The sequence below is a fragment of the Nocardia glycosmidis genome (assembly GCF_052545115.1).
This window is the reverse complement of the sequence record NZ_JBQWRH010000018.1, coordinates 19896-38019: the sequence shown is the minus strand read 5'-3', so window position 1 is coordinate 38019 and position 18124 is coordinate 19896. Positions and strand designations below refer to the sequence as shown.

The following is an 18124-nucleotide window of genomic DNA, read 5'->3' as shown; positions in this document are numbered from 1 at the left end:
GCTGCGCGGACGAATGATGAGTCAGGGTCAGGCACGGATGATCGCCTCCTCGGCGGCGTCCACCGCGGTGTGCTCGGATCCGTGATCGGCGCCGCCGCGCGAGCGCGCCGCGATGCGGGGGTCGAGCAGCGGGTAGATCAGGTCCACCGCCAGGTTCACGCTGACGAACACCACCGAGGTGAGCAGCACGATGCCCTGCACCACGGGGATGTCCTGGGCCAGTACGGCGGTCTGGGTCAGCCGCCCGACGCCTTGGCGGGCGAAGACCGTCTCCACCACGACCGATCCGGCCAGCATGTTGCCGACCAGCACGCCCGCGATGGTGAACGCAGGCACGCTGGCCGGGCGCAGCACGTGGGTGCGCTGCACCCACCAGCGCGACCCGCCTTTGGCCACCGCCACGTCGACGAACGGCTGACGCCAGGTGGTTTCGAACCCGGCGGTGAGTACCTGCGCGATCACCGCCCCGATCGGCAGAGCCAGGGTGAGCGCGGGCAGCACCGTGCCCGCGAAGCCGTGTCCGCCGAACGCGGGCGCCAGCCGCCAGTGGAACGAGAACAGTTGCAGCAACAGCAGACCGGTCCAGAAGGTCGGCACCGAAACGCCGAGCGACGGCAGCGCGGCCAAGCCGTTGCGCAGCCACGGACGGCCGGTGTAGGTCGCGGCGAACGCGAGCGAAACGCCACCGACGATCGCCATGAGCAGCGCCGTCCCGGTCAGTTCGAGGGTGGCGGGCAGCGCGTCGCCGATCGCGTCCGTGACGCGCTGCCCGGTCGCGATGGAGTGCCCGAGATCGCCGCGGACGGCGTGCCCGAGCGCGGTCAGATACTGTTCCCACAGCGGCCGATCCAGCCCGTAGCGGGCTTGCAATTCGGCGATGGCGGCCTTGTCCACCGGGGTCCCCGTACCGCCGCCGTCGGCCGCGATCGAGACCGGGTCGGCGGGCAGCAGGTACAGCACCACGAACGACAGCGTGAACGCCGCCCACAGCACCCAGAGCGCCTGCAACGCCCGCAGGGCCAGATAGCGCGCCACGATTACCGCCCGCTCAGCCAGGTGTCGAAGAACTGCAATCGCGCGGAGGCTTCGAACTTCAGGCCTTGGGTGTTCGCGGCGGCTCCGATGGCCTGGGACAGCTCGACGGTCGGGACGAACAACCCCGCGTCGAGTACCTGCTGCTGCGCGGTACCGATGAGCTGCTTACGTGCCGCGGTGTCCACCGCGCTGAGCTGGCCGTTCAATGCGTCGTCCAGCGCCGGGATGGGGCCGCGAACATTGAGGTTGCGTCCGTCGAGACCGAAGGTGGTACGCAAGATGTCACCATCGGCGCGGGTGATGTTCAAGTAGATGGTGTCGAAATCCTTGCTGTTCTGCCGCGCCGTGGTCTCCGCCACCGACACCAGGTCCAGCTTGAGCTCGACACCGACCTGCCGCAGCTGCTGCTGCACCAGCTCGAGGATCGCCTGGTTGCCCGAGAACACCTGGCTGAACAGCACCGAGAACGTCAACCGCTCACCGTTCTTCGCCCGGATGCCGTCCGCGCCGGGCACCCATCCGGCCTGGTCGAGGATGGTGCGCGCCTTCGGCGGATCGTAGGTCAGGCGCGCCGAGAGGTCGGTGTAGGCGGGGGTGCGTCCGGCCAGCGGGCTCGTCGCGGGTTTGAACTGCGGGCCGAGTACGGTGTCCACCAGCTGCTTGCGGTCGATCGCGGGCAGCAGTGCCTGGCGCACCGCGGGATCGCGCAGCGGTCCGCGGGTGACGTTGGGCTGCAAGCCGAATGGCACGCCCGGATTGGCGGTGCTGAGCACCCGTCCACCGGTCGCTTCGATCTGCGGGGCGTCCTGGGGCAGCGCATCGCTGATCGCGTCCAGCTGCCCGGAGGCGACACTGCCGGTGCGCACCCCGGATTCGGGCACCACGGTGAACTCGATCTTGTCCAGATACGCCTCGCCGCGATGCGCGAACACCGCCGAACCCCAGTTGTAGCCGGCGCGTTTGGCCAGTGTCACCGCCGCGTCCTGGCGGTAGGCCGCGTAGGTGAACGGCCCGCTGCCGACGTTGTCGCCGAGGCAGCGCTGTTCGGCCGGCTTGGCCGTGGTCGCGTCGGCCAGGATGCCGAGCTGGGCGGTCGAGGAGGCCTGCAGGAACTGCGCGTTGGGTTTGCTGAACTCCACCCGGGCGGTGAGCCGGTCGACGGCGGTGGTGCCGACGTAGTTGGCGAGATAGCTGCTGCCCAGCGGCGCCTTGCCCGAGCCGAGCTTGACCACCGAATCGAACGTGGTGCGCACCGAGTCCGCGGTCAGTGGCGTGCCGTCGCTGAACGTGACGCCGTCGCTCAGGTGGAAGGTGAACACCTTCGCGTCGGGGCTCACTTCCCAGCGCTGCGCCAGCCACGGCTTCAGCTCACCGGTGTCCGGATCCTGGTCGGTCAGCGAATCGACGATCTGCCTGGTCACGTAGAGGGTCTGGTTGGTTGCGGACTGTGCGGGGTCCGAGCAGGTCGGCGCCTGGGACAGGCCGTAGCGCAGCGTGCCGCCGGGTCGCGGCGGTCCCGCGACGGTGGCGGGCGTGGCCGAATCGCTGCCGCAGGCGGCTACCGAAGCGGCCGCGGCCAGCGCGCCTGCGAGCGCGAGGATTCGGTGACGGGATCGGATCACGAAACAACTCCAGATACTTCCGTGCGGGCGAGCTGCTCGCCCGGGTCGGGATCGGCGTCGGCGACGAAACTCGCCAACGGTCGGCTGGGAATGCGGCGGCGCAGTTCGGGCGCCACCTCGGCCTGGAACAGCTCCAGGCTGTCCAGGTACTGCCGTTCGGGGCGTCCGTCGCGTTCGACGGACAGGTTGATCACCTCGTGGCCGAGCTGCTCGTGCTGGCGGCCGACCTTGTCGATCACCTGCTCGGGGCTGCCGACCAGGGCCGAGCTGCGCGCCACGAAGTCGTCGAGGGTCTCGAACACGACCGGCAGCCCGAGCTTGCGGGCCAACCCCAGTCGCGCCTGGAAGATCGGCGCGTACGCGGTCCGCGCCTCCTGCGAGGTCCGGGCGACGTGGAATCCGGCGGTGCCCGCCCCGACGAGCGCATCCGCCGGATCGTTGCCGTGGAACGCCCAACGCTCCCGGTAGTAGCGCACCAGCTCGGCATAGGGCTCGATCGGATTGGTGACGTTCGCCGAGAACACCGGATCACCGTGCCGCGCGGCCAGTTCCACCGAGTCGCGGCTGGTCGCGCTGCCGTGCCAGATCCGGATGTTCGGCTGCAGCGGCCGCGGCAGCGCCTTGGCCTCGCGCAGTGGCGGGCGGAACCGCCCCGACCAGGTGACCCTTTCGCCGGCCCACAGCGCGCGGAACAGCTCGTAGCCTTCGCGATTGCGATCCCACTGGTCGTCGGTGGTGACGTGGAACAGCTGCGCCTGTGCGGTGCCGTTGCCCTTCCCGATGATCAGTTCCAGCCGACCGCCGGAGAGGTTGTCCAGCGTCGAGTAGTCCTCGAAAGCACGCACCGGGTCCAGCAGGCTCAGCGTGGTCACCGCGGTGAACAGCGTGATCCGGGAGGTCACGGCGGCCAGGTGCGAGAGGATCACCGGCGGCGCGGCGGACAGGAACGGGTCCTCGTGCCGCTCGCCGACGGCGAACCCGTCGTAGCCCAGCTCGTCGGCCAGTCGCGCCTGGTCGACGACCTCGCGCAGCCGCTCGCGGGTGCCGGGCAGACGGCCGGTCCGCGGGTCCGGCACCCGGGTGACGAGGGTGAAAAGCAGAAACTTCATGCGGTGGCTCCCAAACTGGCGGCTGGCAGGTGCTTCTCGAACGGGTGCTTGCCGATCTGTTCCGCGGGCAGGTCCGGGTCGTAGAGGGGGCGGTAGCCCGCGGCGAGGTACAGGGCGACGGCTTCGGGCTGGCGTGGTCCGGTGGTCAGGTACACCCGCCGGTAGCCGCGGCGAGTGATCTCGGTCTCCAGCTGGTCGAGCACAAACCGCCCGAGCCCCCGCCTGCGGTGCGCACGCGAGGTCCAGATCCGTTTCAGCTCCGCGGTGTGCGCGTCATAGCGCTGGAACGCGCCGCCCGCCACCGCCTCCCCGTCCTGGGTGACGACCAGCAATGCCCCGTACGGTGGCGTGAACGCCGTGGCCGGGTGCTCGCGTAGCGCGGCGTGCACCTCGCCGGGTGTGCGGCCGTAACGGCTGCTGTATTCGAGTGCGAGTTCGGCGAGCAGAGGCGCGGCCAGCGGGTCGTCCTGGAGCACCCGGTGCACGCGCAGTGGCGCGGTCGAAAGCTGCTGTGTCACGGGCTCACCGCTTCTTCGGCAGGCCGGGCGGGTTGATCCGAGACTCAGTGACCGTCTCGCTCTGCAGGCCCCACCGGTCGATCACCTGCTGGTAACTGCCGTGCTCGATGGCGTAGGCCAACGCGTGCTGCACGGCCGGGATCAGCCCGTTGTTCTTTTTGGTGAGCACCGCGATCTCGCCTTGCAGCGTCTCGCCCGCGCCGGAGAAGGTGCCCACGATCCTGGTCTGTTTCGCGGTGGCCGCGTGGTAGATCGCGGTCGGATTGGGGCCGAGGAAGCCGTCCAGCCGCTGCGAGGCCAGTGCCAGGTAGTAGTCGCTGAACTGCTGGTAGTAGGTGATGTCGATCGGAGGCAACCCCTCGGCCCGGTTCTGCTCGTTCCACGTAACCAGCAGCTGCTCCTGGTTGGTGCCGCTGCCGACGCCGATCCGCTTGCCCGCCAGGCTGGTGCGGTCCTTGTACTCCAGCTTGCTCTGGATCGGCACCTCCAGCGCGACGTTGTCCTTGCGGTAGGTCGCGAAGTCGTACTTCTCTTTGCGCTCCTCGGTGACGGTGACGTTGGAGATGAAGGCGTCCACTTCGCCCGAGTCCACCCGCACGAAGTTCTGCGAGAAGTCCGCCACCTGCACGTCGAGTCGCAGGCCGAGAATGTCGGCGACCAGCGAGGCGAAGTCGATTTCGGAGCCGACCACGGTCTTGTCGTCGGTGGCGTAGAACCGCAGCGGCGGCGCGGTCCCAGCGGACCCGGTGACGATCAGGGTGCCGCGGTCACGGATCGCCTGCGGCACCTCCGCGGCGATGGCGTCGACCTTCGCGGCCCGGACGCGACCGGACTGGGCGGGGGAAAGGTCGAAGGTAATCGACCCGACGGGCTGCGCGGCGGAATCCGCCTCGGGTTCGGTGCAGCCGGTGCTCAGCAGCACGACCGCGGTCGCGGCGGCGGTGACCAGGGCGGAAAGCTTCATCGGATACCTGTTCATCAGCGGACTCGGGAAAGGAAGGCGCGGGTGCGCGGGTGTTCGGGGTGGTCGAGGACGGCCGCCGGCGGACCCTGCTCGACGATGACCCCCTCGTCGAGGAACACCACGGTGTCGGCGACTTCGCGAGCGAAACCGATTTCGTGGGTGACGATCACCAGGGCGGTGCCGCCGTGCGCGAGGTCGCGGATCACGTCGAGGACTTCGCCGACCAGCTCGGGGTCCAATGCGGAGGTCGGCTCGTCGAACAGGATCACGCGGGGCCGCAGCGCCAGTGCGCGGGCGATCGCCACGCGTTGCTGCTGGCCGCCGGACAACCTGCGCGGATACGCTCCGGCGAGCTGCCCGATGCCGACGCGTTCGAGCAGTTCCTTTGCCTCGCGCTCGATTTCGGCGCGGTCGCGGTGCTGCGCGGAAAGCGGTGCGAGCGTGATGTTGTCGAGCACTGTCAGGTGCGGGAACAGATTGAACTGCTGGAAGACGAAGCCGATCCGGGAGCGCTGCTTGCGCACTTCCCGGTCCGGCAGCGCGTGCAACCGGTTACGGCGCAGGCGGTAGCCGATCAGCTCGCCGTCGATGTGCACAGTTCCCGCGTCCAGTGATTCCAGGCGGTTCACCACGCGCAGCAGGGTCGACTTGCCGGAGCCGGATGGACCGATCACCGTGACCACTTCGCCGGAGCGAACGGTCAGATCGATGCCGCGCAACACCTGGTGCGGCCCGTAGGATTTCCGGACGCCGCGAACCTCGACGGCGAGCGTGCCGGTCATCGTGTCGCTCCGCGTGGTGCGGTGGAACCGATCTCGGCGACTTCCTGCAGCTTCTGCCACGCGCGCTGCAGCGGCGAAGGCGGCGGATTGCGGTGCGCGCCTTTGGCGTAGTGACGCTCGATGTAATACTGCGCCACCGAGAGCACGGTGGTGAGCACGAAGTACCACACCGTCGCGACCATCAGCAGCGGCACAACCCGCCCATTGCGCCCATAGATCACCTGGACCTGGTAGAACAGCTCGGCGATCGCCATCACCGACACGATCGAGGTGCCCTTGAACAGGCTGATCACCTCGTTGGTCGCGTTCGGCAGGATCGAGCGCATCGCCTGCGGGAAAACGACGGTGCGGAACTGCCGCAGTCGCGGAATCCCCAGTGCGGCGGCGGCCTCCAGCTGTCCCGCGTCGACCGAGATGAATCCGGCGCGGATGATTTCGGCGGAATATGCCGCCTGATGCAGGGCCAATCCGATCACGGCGGCGGTGAAGCCGCTGATCACGCCGTTCACCTCGAAGGTGAACAGCGCCGGGCCGAACGGGATGCCGATCGACAGCGTCCGGTACAGATAGGCGATGTTGAACCAGAACAGCAGCTGCACGATCAGCGGGATGGCCCGGAACGCCCAGATGTAGGCCCAGGAGATCACCCGCAATACCGGATTGTTCGATAGCCGGGCGACCGCCAGCGCGGTGCCGAGGAGGAATCCCAGCGCGGTACCCCACACGGTCAGCTCCAACGTCACTTGCAATGCCGACAGCACCGATTTCGCCGTGATGTACTGCGCGAACGTCGGCCAATCCCAGCCGGGGTTGGTGGCCAGACCGTGCACGAACTGGGCGAGCAGAACCAGCGCGACAGCGCTGACCACCCACCGCCACGGGTGCCGGCTCTTGGCTACCTCAGGCGTCTCACCTGCTCGAGCGGGATGCGGCTCGGATGTGCCGGCCGGGGCCGGATCGCCGAGCGAGGAGGTTTCGGGTGCGGCGGACGTGGTCATGCCCGCACCTCGCGGGCGCTCGGTTCCGGCCTGAGCGTGAACGCGGCTGCGTCCATGGCACGCTCACGCCATGCCAGGTCCTCGATAATCACTTCGGTTCCTCCATCGGTCCCGGCGGAAGCACCCGCACCCGGTGACCGGGGGGTTGCTGCGACGTCGACGAGCCAGGTCTCTCGGTCGCTCTGGATGGTTGGTGCCGACCCCCCGCCGGCCGATGTCGGGGTCGAGCCGAATCATGATGCCGAGCAACTGGACTCTGGAACAAGAGAAGTAATCAGCGTGAGCGTAGATCTTGTCGGGCCTGGATTCGTCGGATAATTCTGGTAGCCAGGCGTGCGCTGCCGAATGAGAGCGGTGCGGTCCCCGGTCGCATCATCGCCGGCGTGCCGGGGGGAGCCGAAGCGGCGGCCGGACGCGGCGTACAGCTTGTCGGTGGCGGCCGACCGGTGCCGTAGATCCCGGCAAACTGGACTGCTGTGGAATTGCTGTTGGCAATCTCGGCTGTTGCGTGCGTTTGCCGGAGTACTGTGCCCCTCGATCGTTCCGCCGATGAGGAGGTTTCGTGATCACGTTGCGTAGTCTGACTTTGTTGTCCGCCGTCGTGACCGGCTCGGTCGCTCTCGCGCTCGCGGGACCAGGGGCCGCCGGCGCGGCCCCGGACGACCCGGCCCCCGCGTTCTCCGACCGCGCCACGCAGACCGCGGCGCCCGGTGACCCGTGGAGCATCTACAACTCCGCGCTCGACGCGCTGCGCGGCCTCGGCATCGAGCCGTTCGCGTATCCGGCCGCGGCGGCGTTGTGCCTCGACAACACGACCCTCGGGCTCGCGCCCGCCGTGGCCGGGACCATTCCGGGCCCGTGGCCGAAGAACACCGTGCAGATCCCCGGGCTCGACCTCAACGCCGTCAAAACGGGGCAGGCCATGTTCACATTCGTGCCGTACGGGCTTGGGCCGGACGGCTCGAACACCGCGGGTATGCAGGTCGCCTGGCTCAATCTGAGTAACGGACGCAGCGGCACCGCCGCCATGGGGCCGCTGTCGGAGGTGGCCCGCGCGATGATCCCCGCCGCAGTCCCGCCGGAGTTGCGACCCAAAGCGGAGCAGGCCATCCGGGAGTTCCTCTTCGCGACGCTTCCGATGGGTGGCGTCCGCGCGGTCCCGGTCGATACCGGCCGCGGCACGGTTCTCGCCGCGGTGTTCGGCACGGTCCAGAACGGCGCCAAGTCGTGCCACTTCTTGCCGACAGTCGGAATCACCACCGTGCCATGAGCTCCGGGCGTCGGCTGCCGTCGTAGCCGTGACGACGGTCCGCCGCGGCCAGGTGTCGACCGCGCTATTGCAGCGGGGGACCCTGCCATCGCACCGTGCCCCGGTCGGGCAGTTCGGGGGAGCCCGACGGGGGCACGGTGGCTGCGCAGCGAGGTGGACTCCGCCCGTGCTGATGTGGCCTTCCGGCCCGGGATTCGGTGGTGGGTCAGGCGATCACACCGATGCGGTCGACCCGCAACGGAGGAGAGGTACCTGATCTACCCACGGCCGATGTGCCAGGGCGGCAAGGACATCCGGGTACCCGAAGCGAGCCGCCGCGTTGTGTCGAGCGGTCGAGAATGCCGCTCAGTAATTCTGCGTTACCGAACGCCCCGGCGGCCCAGGGAAAACCCGGCTTTCGGCGCGCCGGGCGCGGCGGGATTGCGGTCCAGGTACGCCAGTGCGGCGGCGATCGCGGCCACCGCGAGCGTGATGCCGCCGACGATGCCCGCCCAACCCGCGAACGAGCGGGTGTTCGGGTCGGCGTAGCTGACTTCGGCCCGCAGTGTGGAGACGTCGCCGGGCGGCAGTTTCCAGGAGACGACGTTGTCGCCCTCGCGGCTGCCATTGGTCTTCGCGACGCGGGCCGGGAACGCGATGGTGAACTGCACGTCCGAGCCGTGCGGCGGCACGGATTTGAGATCGACTCGGCCGTTGAGGCTGACCAGGTCGCCGGTGCGCTGGAACTGCAGCTGGAACATGCCCTGGGTCTGCTCGGACAGCTGCCCCAGCTGTTGCACCTCGCCGAACGACAAGTCTTCGAAGAACACCTGGCTGCCGGTGTACCCATCTTGGGCGTACGGCTCCACCCGCACCTTCGCGGCGAGCGTGTCGGGCGCCTTCAGCTGCGGGCCCTTGTCCTCGGGACCCGTGGGCACCACGGCGGCGACGATCCGTCCGGATACCCGGTCGTTGGACGACAAGCCCATCGACACCTGCACGCGCAGGCAGCTGGCGAGCACCGGGACCAGCAACGCCGCCAGCAGGACAGCCGCCGCTACCCGCACGACCCGGCGGGGGCGGTTGCGCGGGCGATCCGGGGCAACGGGCATCGTGGTGACGGGACTCGGCTGCACGGTGACATCGTGCCAGGCCGGTCGGCCGGAATGAAAGGCGCCGGTCGCGACGCGCGTCGGTGTGCCGCATCGAGCGAGTCACCGCGGGTCAGGGGCGTCGCCCGAACCGCCGCGCACCTCTAGGCCGGCGAAGGTCGCGCAGCGCGAGTTGTGCGGCCGTGCGACCGCTGGCGCCGGACACGCCGCCACCGGGATGGGTGGACGCGCCGGTCAGATACAGTCCCGGCGCACCGGGTACCCGCTGCCGGGACAGTTCCGGTAGTGGGCGCAGGAGCATCATCTGGTCCAGCGACATCTCCACGTGCATGACGTTGCCGCCGACGAGCCCGAGCTCGCGCTCCAGGTCCACCGGGGTCTGCACGTGCGTGTGCTGTACCGAGCCGGCGAAACCGGGTGCGTACGAATCGACCTCGGTGATGATCCGCTCGCCCTCCCGCTGTGCGAGGGCGGCCCAGTCGCCACCGTCCGCGAGCCGGTACGGGTGCCACTGCGCCCACAGCGACAGCTGGTGCTCGCCCGGCGGCGCGATGGTCGGATCCAGCGCGCTGAAGCTCATCACCAGCACCACAGGCCGCGGTGGCAGATCCCCGGCCAGCGCCGCGCCGTGCGCCCGGCGCAGCTGCGCTCGATCGGAGACCAGGAACTGCAGGCCGCGGGCGGATACGTCGCTCGGACTGCCCGGATAGCGCGGCAGTGCGGTGGCGGCGACCCGCACCACCATCCCGGTGCCGGGACCGACCCGGATGCGCCGTCGCCAGTCGTCCAGTCGTGCGGCATCGAATCCGCCGGCGCGCAGCAGATCCAGCGTGGTGAGCACGTGCGAGCCGGCGATCACGATGTCGGCGCGCAGTTCTCGGCCCGACTCGGTGCGCACCCGCCACCGGTCGCCGACGCGATGCAGGGCGGTCACACCGTCGCCCGCGCGCACCACCCCGCCGTCGGATCGCAGCCGCGCCACCAGGGCCTCGGTCAGCGCGCCGCTGCCGCCCACCGCGCGGCCCGGCGGCAGCGCATGCAGCAGCGCCGCGAAGCCGACCATCGGCGCGGTGCCCGGCTCCGACATCGGCGGGCCGGATTGTGCGCCGAACCAGGCCAGCGATGCTTTCAGCCGTTCGTCGTCGAAGTAGGTGTCCAGCAACGCGTCTCCGGATTGCAGGAACTCCCGCGACAGCGCGCTCGGGTGCCGGCGAGCGTCCAGCTCCCAGAACGACCGCACCAGCCTGCCCGGCGTCGGGGCGCCACCGAAAGCCCGCATCACGCGGGCGCTGCGCGGCCCCCACACCCGAACGAACCGGCGATACTGCGCCGCGTCCCGCCGCCCGCAGGCCGCCGCGATCGACGCGCACGTCGCGTCCAGGTCATGGTGGAACACGATGGCCGGGCGGTCCGCCTGAGCCGGCGTGAATCCCCATGGGTCGCAATCGATGTAGCGCAGGCCGAACTGGTCGAGCTGCAACTGCTCGATGATGCCGGTGTGGCGGATCATGATGTGCGCCGAGGAGCCGCGATCGACCTGGTGGCCGGGGAACCGCTCGACCGTCGACACCGCGCCCCCGAGCACGCTGTCGCGTTCGAGCACCTCGACCGGGTACCCGGCGCGGGCCAGATAGCACGCGGCCACCAGAGCATTGTGCCCAGAACCGACGACGACTACCGACATGTCACGCTCATAGCGGCAGCCGACGACCGAGGATCGCGAACGGCCGGCTGTCGCCGGCGAACACGAAGTTGCGGATCACGTCGGTGAATCCCGCCCTGCGGTACAGCCGCCAGGCGCGGTTGTCCTCGCCGTCCACCTCGGGGGTGGACAGCAGCACCGCGCGCTCGGTCCGGTCGCGCAGCAATCGTTGCAGCAGCGTCGCGCCGATGCCGCGGCCCTGCGCGGTGGGATGCACATGCAGTTCGGTCAGCTCGAAATAGTCCGAGAGCAATTCGCGTGCGGAGGGTTCCGGCCAGCCCGAGCGCCGCATTCCGCTGTGTACCTGCTGGTGCCACCACTGGTGGGCGGCGCCGCGATAGCCGTAGGCGATCGCCACGATGGGCGCGCTGCGCAGATCGATCCGGCCGCAGTCGTCGGGCACCACGGCGGCGACCGCCTGCCAACCGGGACGGGTGGTGTGTTCGGTCCACATCGGCGCGCGATGGTGCTCGGTGCCGCGTGGATAGTCCATCGCGGCGACGTACACCGCCAGCGCGTCGTGCAGCCGGGAGCGCAGCGCCGCCACTGAGAGGTCGACGACGGCGGGGGCTGGAGTGTGATTGGGCTTGACGGCGGTCATGGCTCTCGTCGGTCGCGCGGACGCGGAAGTTTGTCGGTGGGCGTCTCTATATTCAAGCTCAATTCAAACGTTCGAATACCTGTTCGGTCCGGGCGGTAGCGGAATGTGGTGCGGCGCGCCGTCTCCGATGCGGCCGGGACAAAGCGGCCGGGACAAAGCGGCCGGGACAAAGCGGTGCGCGAAGTGGAGGGACGGCGATGTCTGGTCGAGTGGAACACCCGGGGCGGGCCGGCAAACTGCTGGCGCGGGCGGACGGTTTGCTCCTGCAAGCGGCGGGGGAACGCGATCCGCGAGAGCGGTTCCGCACCGCCTACCTGGCCGCGCTGCGTGGCGCCGGCGCCGTTCTCGCGCTCACCGGCGCCGACGCCGCGCCGCGGGCGCGCTCGCGCAATGCGTGGGTGCTCATGCAGCGCGCCGCGCCCGAGTTCGTGATGTGGGCAGACTATTTCAGCGCTCGCTCGCAGACTCGGGCCGCGCTGGAGGCGGGGCTCGACCGAAATGTCGACGACCACGAGGCGGATGAGTTCGCTTCCCGGGTGGGCGCATTTCTGCACGACGTGGAAGATCTCCTCTCGGCCTCGGCTCGGCTGCGACCCGCGCCGGGCTGGACCGGCGGCATGACGGCTTGATCCATGACCGCTTAGTCCATGACCGGTTGATCTCGGCTCCGGCCGTGCGCGGACCGAAGACGGGCTACGTATGACTGTGCCCATTAGGTGGTATGGCCCTGATCGAACTCGTATCATTGGTGTCAGATAGCCGCCAAGGTCGGCTGTCTGTCGCCTACCCGGAGGCGGCAGCCACGTCTAGTGCCGGGGGAGGTACCGTGCCACTCTCCGAGCACGAGCAGCGCATGCTCGAACAGATCGAGAGCGCTCTCTATGCTGAGGATCCCAAGTTCGCCTCGTCCGTCCGCGGCGGACGGCTTCGTTCGACCTCGAGTCGTCGCAGACTCCAGGCCGCGGCGTTGTTCGTCCTCGGCCTTTTTCTCCTCGTCGCAGGCATCGCAGCGCCCGTGAAGCCCGGCGGCTTCCCGATCATCAGCCTGATCGGGTTCATCGTCATGTTCGGCGCGGGTGTGCTCCTGCTGCTCGGCACCGCCAAGGCTGTCGGCAAGAACGACCGCTCCGGCGGCGGCGACGCCTCCTCGGGTGGTGGCTCGGGTGGACGCGGACGCCAGCGCAAGTCCGGTCGTTTCTCCGAGCGTATGGAGGATCGCTTTCGGCGACGGTTCGAGCAGGAATAGCGTGTTTTAGCCTGAAGTTCATCAGCCTGAACTTCACTACCGACGGCGACGCCGCACCGCAATGGTGCGGCGTCGCCGTCTCATGCGCGCCGATGCCGTCCGCGCGGAGGATTTTCGGACGGTGGTTTTCCCTCCTCCACACCTCCCCACGAGCGTCCCCACGCTGCCACCCCACGCCGTCCACATTGGGCTGATCAGGGCGTTTGCTGGGTGTTTTCGGGTGTTTGTCGCGGAGGTCGACGCGTGTCGGCAGAACTCGCGAAAGTTCTCCACGGCAGTGATAGCTGGAATGACCTGCGGAATCGTGTCGGCCGGGAGCCAGATCACCGGTTGTTTCGATTGAAAGTGGGGGAAAGTGGGGTAATGTGGAGCGCGCAGTACCGAAGGCCGACCATCGAGGTGATCGACTAGGGAGGTATCGAGATGTTTCTCGGTACCTACACACCTCGCTTGGACGACAAGGGGCGACTCACGTTGCCTGCGAAGTTTCGAGACGATCTGGCGGGAGGGTTGATGGTCACGAAAGGTCAGGACCACAGCCTTGCCGTGTACCCGAAGGAAGAGTTCACCGCGCTCGCCCGGCGGGCCGCGGCCGCGTCTCGAAGCAACCCGCAGGCTCGGGCGTTCGTCCGGGCACTCGCGGCCGGAACGGACGAGCAACGTCCGGACGGGCAGGGCCGGATCGTGTTGTCGGCCGATCATCGTCGCTACGCCAACCTGACACGGGACTGCGTGGTGATCGGTTCGGTCGATTTCCTGGAGATTTGGGACAAGCAGGCGTGGGAGTCCTACCTCGCCGAGCACGAGGAGGACTTCTCGCAAGCCAGAGACGAGTCGCTGGGCGGAATCTTCTAGCCGCGGGCGAACGAGTGCCGCGCGGTCTCTGCCCGGACGCGGACCCTGACGTACTTCCCCGACGCCAGGTGCCGAAAGTTCGGTCAGAGACCACGAGGCATTCGTATCCGTATCGAAAGCACTGTGTAACAAGGCGACCCGTGTGCGGTGCGCGACGACGCGAGGCAGGACTCCGGGAGGTCTAGGTGAACCGTGAACAGCGCGGCCCTCGCCATGTTCCGGTTCTGCTCGAGCGGGCCGACGCGCTGCTCGGTCCGGCTCTGTCCGAGCCCGGCGCGGTCTACGTGGACGCCACCCTTGGCCTCGGCGGTCACGCCGAACATTTCCTGCGCGCCTACCCGAACCTCCATCTCGTCGGGCTGGACCGTGACACCACGGCGTTGACCCTGGCCGGCGAACGACTCGCGCCGTTCGCGAGCCGAATCACGTTGGTGCACACCCGCTATGACGGTATCGCCGGTGCGCTGACCGAGGCGGGACTGCCTGTCGGCGGCTCGGTCTCGGCGATCCTGATGGACTTGGGCGTGTCGTCGATGCAGTTGGACGAAACCGACCGCGGCTTCGCCTATTCCGTCGACGCCCCGCTGGATATGCGGATGGACCCGACCACCGGGCCCACCGCCGCCGACGTGCTCAATACCTACAGCCACGGCGAACTGGCCCGCGTGCTGAAAACCTACGGGGAGGAACGCTTCGCGAGCCGGATCGCCGCGGAGGTGGTCCGGCGGCGCCGGATCAAGCCGTTCACCACCAGCGCCGAATTGGTGGAACTGCTCTACGCCACGATCCCCGCGGCGACTCGCCGCACCGGCGGGCATCCGGCCAAGCGCACCTTCCAGGCGCTGCGGGTGGAGGTGAACCAGGAACTCGAATCGCTGCGGGCCGCGTTGCCCGCCGCACTCGCCGCGCTGCGAATCGGCGGCCGCATCGTCGTGATGTCCTACCAGTCGCTGGAGGACAAAGTGGTCAAGCAGGAGCTGGCCGCCCGCACCACGTCCCGGACCCCGGTGGGCTTGCCGGTCGAACTGCCCGGCATGGGACCGGAGTTCCGTTTGCTGACCCGCGGCGCGGAGAAGGCGACCGAACAGGAGATCGAGGAGAACCCGCGGGCGGCGCCCGTCCGGATGCGCGCGGCGGAGCGGATCCAGGAGGCGCAATGACGAGGCATCGCGCAGCTCCTCGTCGCGCCGACCGGACGCGGTTGTCCTGTGCAGACACAGCGGGCCGGGCGCGGAATGCGTCTGCGGTGTCGGGTGGCGCCGCGTGGGTGTGGGTGCACTGCGAAGACTGCGCGGGTGTGGTGCGGAACCCGCGGTTGGCGTCCGGTCGTACCGATCGGACGCGGATGTCCTGTAAAGGCACCGGGGGCCGGATGAGACAGCGGCGTGCTGCGTCGATCCGGCATCCGATGCGGACAGAGGAGGGGAACCGATGAGCGTGCGGACGCGGACCGTTGCGGCGCCGGGCCGGGTCGCCCGGCGGGTCCAGGATGCCGAGCGGGTGAAATCCGGTGCGGCGCAACGCGCCTACGCGCGACGGCGGATGCGCGCCGAGAGCGGTTCGGACGATACGTTTCGACCGGCCGTGCGGCGCTCGGCGATGGCTGCGCGGATTCCTTTCGTCACCGCGCTCATCGCGCTGCTCGGCTGTGGTCTCGCGCTGACACTGCTGCTGACCACCCGTGCCGCCGAGGACAGCTACCAGCTCGGGGACGCACGGGCCACCAACCGGCGACTGGCCGACGAGCGCGCCGCCCTGCAGCGCGAGGTGGAGGCCGCCGACTCGGCGCCGGAGCTGGCCGCGCGGGCGCGGGAACTCGGCATGATTCCGGCCAAGGACCCGGCCCGCCTGCTGGTCGGCCCGCACGGCTCGGTGACGGTGATCGGCACGCCGACCCCGGCCCAAGGCGACCCGGCCCCGCCGCTGAACGCATCGCCGACTCCATCGGGCGCGGCCAGGGGTGAACGGGTTGTCCCGGTCACCACCACACCCGGCGCCCCCGCGCCGGGACGGCCGATCACCGGGCCGCAAACCAACGTTCAGGCGAACGCGGCACCCGCACCGGGGAGCCCGGTACCAGTGTCTCCTCCGGTTGGCAGCCGGCCGCAGGCTGGTCCGCTCGGCGATCCGGCGGTGCCACCGGCCGCCGCACCGCAGGAGTCGGTTTCGCCCGAGGTGGGGGTGGCGCAGGCCGCGCAACCGCAGATAGACGCGCCGCAGGCGCTGGCGGCGCCGCAGGCGCTGGCGGCGCCGCAGCCACAGACCGACGGTGTGCCACAGTGACCCCACCCAGGCAAGCGCAACGCGCGCGCCGACCCTCGGCGCCGAGGGGCGGCGGCAGACCGCATCGGACTCCGGCGTCGGTCCCGGGCGGTCCGCTGCGACTGCGCCTCGGCGTCGGACGGGTGGTCATGCTGGTCGCGCTCGCCGTGGTCGCGCTGCAACTGCTGTGGGTACAGAGCATCGCGGCGCCGGGACTGTCGGCGCAAGCGGCCAGTCAGCGCACCACCCATCAACCGGACCCGGCGACCCGCGGGCCGATCACCGACCGCAACGGCAAGTCGCTGGCTTTCACCATCTCCGCGAAAGCCCTCAACTTCCAGCCGATCCGGGTCCGCCAGGAACTGGCGGATGCCAGAGCCAAGAGTGACAAGGCACCCGATCCGGAGGAGCGGCTGCGTGCCATCGCGCGCACTATCCACGACAAGCTGGGCAAGGACGCCCCGGCGGAAGCGGATCTGCTGGCGAAGCTGCGCAGCGACGAGCCGTTTGTGTACCTTGCGCACAAGGTGGATCCGCGAATCGCCGGCGAGATCACCGAGCAATTCGCTCAGGTGGGCTCCGACCCGGAAAGCATCCGGGTGCATCCCGGCGGCTCGCTGGCGGCGAACGTGGTCGGCGCCACCGGGTGGGATGGCCACGGACAGGTCGGACTCGAGTCGTCGATGGACGCGGTGCTGGCCGGTACCGACGGGTCGCACACCTACGATCGTGGTTCCGACGGCGCGGTCATACCGGGCAGCTGGCGAGACGAGCAACCGGCGGTCAACGGGGCGGCGGTAGAGCTGACCCTCGACTCGGATCTGCAGTACTACGTGCAGCAACAAGTGCAGCAGGCGAAAGAGGTCTCCGGCGCGGGTGCTGCCTCGGCCGTCGTGCTGGATGCCAAGACCGGGCAAGTCCTGGCCATGGCGAACGACAACACGTTCAACCCGGAGCTGGGACCGCAGAACTGGGTGAACGCCGACCTGAGCAACCCTTCGGTCACCGATGTGTTCGAGCCCGGCTCGGTGAACAAGATCGTGACGGCAGCCGCGGCCATCGAGTACGGCCTCACCCAGCCCGACGAGGTGCTGCAGGTCCCCGGCTCGATTCAGATGGCGGGCGTCACCGTGCATGACGCGTGGTCGCACGAGGTCGAGCCCTACACCACCACGGGCATTTTCGGCCGATCCTCCAACGTGGGCACCCTGCTGCTGGCCCAGCGCGTCGGCGAGGACCGCTTCGCCGATATGGCACACCGGTTCGGGCTCGGGCAGCGCACCGGTATCGGCCTGCCGGGCGAGAGCGCGGGGTTGCTGCCGGACCGAGACCAATGGTCCGGCGGCACGTTCGCGAATCTTCCGATCGGGCAAGGTCTTTCGATGACCACACTGCAGATGGCCGGGATGTACCAGGCCATCGCCAACGACGGCGTTCGCATCCCGCCTCGAATCGTGCGAGCGACGATCGCGCCGGGCGGCGCACGTACCGAGGAGACCCAGCCGGACGGCGTCCGGGTGGTGAGCCCGCAAGCCGCCGCCACGCTGCGGACGATGTTCCAGGCGGTCGTGCAGCGCGACCCGATGAACGCCGAGCAGAACGGCACCGGGTGGCCGGCAGCCATCGCGGGATACCAGGTGGCAGGCAAGACCGGTACCGCGCAGAAGGTGGACCCGGGGTGCCGGTGCTACTCCACGTCGTCGTTCTGGATCACGTTCGCGGGCATGGTTCCCGCCGACAATCCGCGGTACGTGATCGGTCTCATGCTCGACGCGCCCGTCCGCAGTTCGGACGGCAGCGGCGGTGGGTCGGTGGCTCCGCTGTTCCACAACATCGCCTCGTGGGCGCTGCAGCGCGACCGTGTTCCGCCGTCGCCGCAGCCGTCCAAGCGATTCGTGCTGCAGGCCGGGTGATCCGGCCGCTGCCACGGCACGACGACCGCGGGCGTGACCGGCCGGAAAGGCATCGGCACTGTGCACAGCGATCAGCAGGTGGACGACATCGTGCGGCCGCAGCGGTGATCGCCGATCGGCCTCGCCCGCAGCGGCCGGGCTGGGCGACCTTCGACC

The 18124-nt window shown here is 69.3% G+C and carries 17 protein-coding genes and 1 riboswitch; of the genes, 7 read left to right on the top strand and 10 right to left on the bottom strand.

Annotated elements, in window-relative coordinates:
• Window positions 1–27 precede the first annotated feature (27 nt).
• Genes ACT86A_RS21565 through ACT86A_RS21535 form a run of 7 tightly spaced genes read right to left on the bottom strand, consistent with a single transcriptional unit; the run spans window position 28 to window position 7028 of the window.
• Window positions 28–1035, bottom strand: coding sequence for an ABC transporter permease (locus ACT86A_RS21565; RefSeq protein ID WP_445093988.1), 1008 nt, complete (start codon window positions 1033–1035; stop codon window positions 28–30).
• Between the two features lie 2 nt (window positions 1036–1037).
• Window positions 1038–2657 (bottom strand): ABC transporter substrate-binding protein, encoded by a 1620-nt coding sequence (locus tag ACT86A_RS21560; protein WP_445093987.1) that lies wholly within the window; start codon window positions 2655–2657, stop codon window positions 1038–1040.
• A complete protein-coding gene (locus tag ACT86A_RS21555) occupies window positions 2654–3766 on the bottom strand; it encodes an LLM class flavin-dependent oxidoreductase (RefSeq protein WP_445093986.1) in 1113 nt (370 codons plus the stop codon). Before ACT86A_RS21555 ends, ACT86A_RS21560 begins: the two co-directional genes overlap by 4 nt.
• A complete protein-coding gene (locus ACT86A_RS21550) occupies window positions 3763–4284 on the bottom strand; it encodes a GNAT family N-acetyltransferase (RefSeq protein WP_445093985.1) in 522 nt (173 codons plus the stop codon). Before ACT86A_RS21550 ends, ACT86A_RS21555 begins: the two co-directional genes overlap by 4 nt.
• A gap of 4 nt (window positions 4285–4288) precedes the next feature.
• The gene (locus ACT86A_RS21545) at window positions 4289–5248 is read right to left on the bottom strand and encodes an ABC transporter substrate-binding protein (RefSeq protein ID WP_445093984.1); all 960 of its coding nucleotides are present in this window, start codon (window positions 5246–5248) and stop codon (window positions 4289–4291) included.
• Window positions 5249–5262: 14 nt separating this feature from the next.
• Window positions 5263–6030, bottom strand: coding sequence for an amino acid ABC transporter ATP-binding protein (locus ACT86A_RS21540; protein WP_445093983.1), 768 nt, complete (start codon window positions 6028–6030; stop codon window positions 5263–5265).
• Complete coding sequence (locus ACT86A_RS21535; RefSeq protein WP_445093982.1) at window positions 6027–7028, bottom strand: amino acid ABC transporter permease; 1002 nt, start codon at window positions 7026–7028, stop codon at window positions 6027–6029. The genes ACT86A_RS21540 and ACT86A_RS21535 overlap by 4 nt, the downstream gene beginning before the upstream one ends.
• A gap of 99 nt (window positions 7029–7127) precedes the next feature.
• A riboswitch (SAM riboswitch) is annotated at window positions 7128–7221 on the bottom strand.
• 369 nt (window positions 7222–7590) lie between these two features.
• On the opposite strand from ACT86A_RS21535, the gene ACT86A_RS21530 reads away from it, so the two are divergent.
• The gene (locus ACT86A_RS21530) at window positions 7591–8298 is read left to right on the top strand and encodes a hypothetical protein (RefSeq protein ID WP_445093981.1); all 708 of its coding nucleotides are present in this window, start codon (window positions 7591–7593) and stop codon (window positions 8296–8298) included.
• 359 nt (window positions 8299–8657) lie between these two features.
• On the opposite strand, the gene ACT86A_RS21525 is transcribed toward ACT86A_RS21530, so the two are convergent.
• From ACT86A_RS21525 to ACT86A_RS21515, 3 genes are all read right to left on the bottom strand, one after another.
• Complete coding sequence (locus tag ACT86A_RS21525) at window positions 8658–9389, bottom strand: LppM family (lipo)protein (protein WP_445094062.1); 732 nt, start codon at window positions 9387–9389, stop codon at window positions 8658–8660.
• A 112-nt stretch (window positions 9390–9501) separates the two neighbouring features.
• Window positions 9502–11073 (bottom strand): phytoene desaturase family protein, encoded by a 1572-nt coding sequence (locus ACT86A_RS21520; RefSeq protein ID WP_445093980.1) that lies wholly within the window; start codon window positions 11071–11073, stop codon window positions 9502–9504.
• 7 nt (window positions 11074–11080) lie between these two features.
• Window positions 11081–11692, bottom strand: a complete 612-nt coding sequence (locus ACT86A_RS21515; protein WP_445093979.1) for a GNAT family N-acetyltransferase — start codon at window positions 11690–11692, stop codon at window positions 11081–11083.
• A 197-nt stretch (window positions 11693–11889) separates the two neighbouring features.
• Here ACT86A_RS21515 and ACT86A_RS21510 point away from each other — a divergent pair, with 197 nt between their 5' ends.
• From ACT86A_RS21510 to ACT86A_RS21485, 6 genes are all read left to right on the top strand, one after another.
• The gene (locus ACT86A_RS21510) at window positions 11890–12321 is read left to right on the top strand and encodes an SAV_6107 family HEPN domain-containing protein (protein WP_445093978.1); all 432 of its coding nucleotides are present in this window, start codon (window positions 11890–11892) and stop codon (window positions 12319–12321) included.
• Between the two features lie 197 nt (window positions 12322–12518).
• Complete coding sequence (locus ACT86A_RS21505; protein WP_445094061.1) at window positions 12519–12938, top strand: SCO2097 family morphological protein; 420 nt, start codon at window positions 12519–12521, stop codon at window positions 12936–12938.
• A gap of 423 nt (window positions 12939–13361) precedes the next feature.
• Window positions 13362–13793 carry a division/cell wall cluster transcriptional repressor MraZ gene (mraZ, locus tag ACT86A_RS21500; RefSeq protein ID WP_445093977.1) on the top strand — a complete coding sequence of 144 codons (432 nt, stop codon included), beginning with the start codon at window positions 13362–13364 and terminating at the stop codon, window positions 13791–13793.
• A gap of 185 nt (window positions 13794–13978) precedes the next feature.
• Window positions 13979–14953, top strand: a complete 975-nt coding sequence (rsmH, locus tag ACT86A_RS21495) for a 16S rRNA (cytosine(1402)-N(4))-methyltransferase RsmH (RefSeq protein ID WP_445093976.1) — start codon at window positions 13979–13981, stop codon at window positions 14951–14953.
• 271 nt (window positions 14954–15224) lie between these two features.
• The gene (gene ftsL, locus ACT86A_RS21490) at window positions 15225–16076 is read left to right on the top strand and encodes a cell division protein FtsL (RefSeq protein WP_445093975.1); all 852 of its coding nucleotides are present in this window, start codon (window positions 15225–15227) and stop codon (window positions 16074–16076) included.
• Window positions 16073–17968 (top strand): peptidoglycan D,D-transpeptidase FtsI family protein, encoded by a 1896-nt coding sequence (locus ACT86A_RS21485; RefSeq protein WP_445093974.1) that lies wholly within the window; start codon window positions 16073–16075, stop codon window positions 17966–17968. Before ftsL ends, ACT86A_RS21485 begins: the two co-directional genes overlap by 4 nt.
• Window positions 17969–18124: the final 156 nt, after the last annotated feature.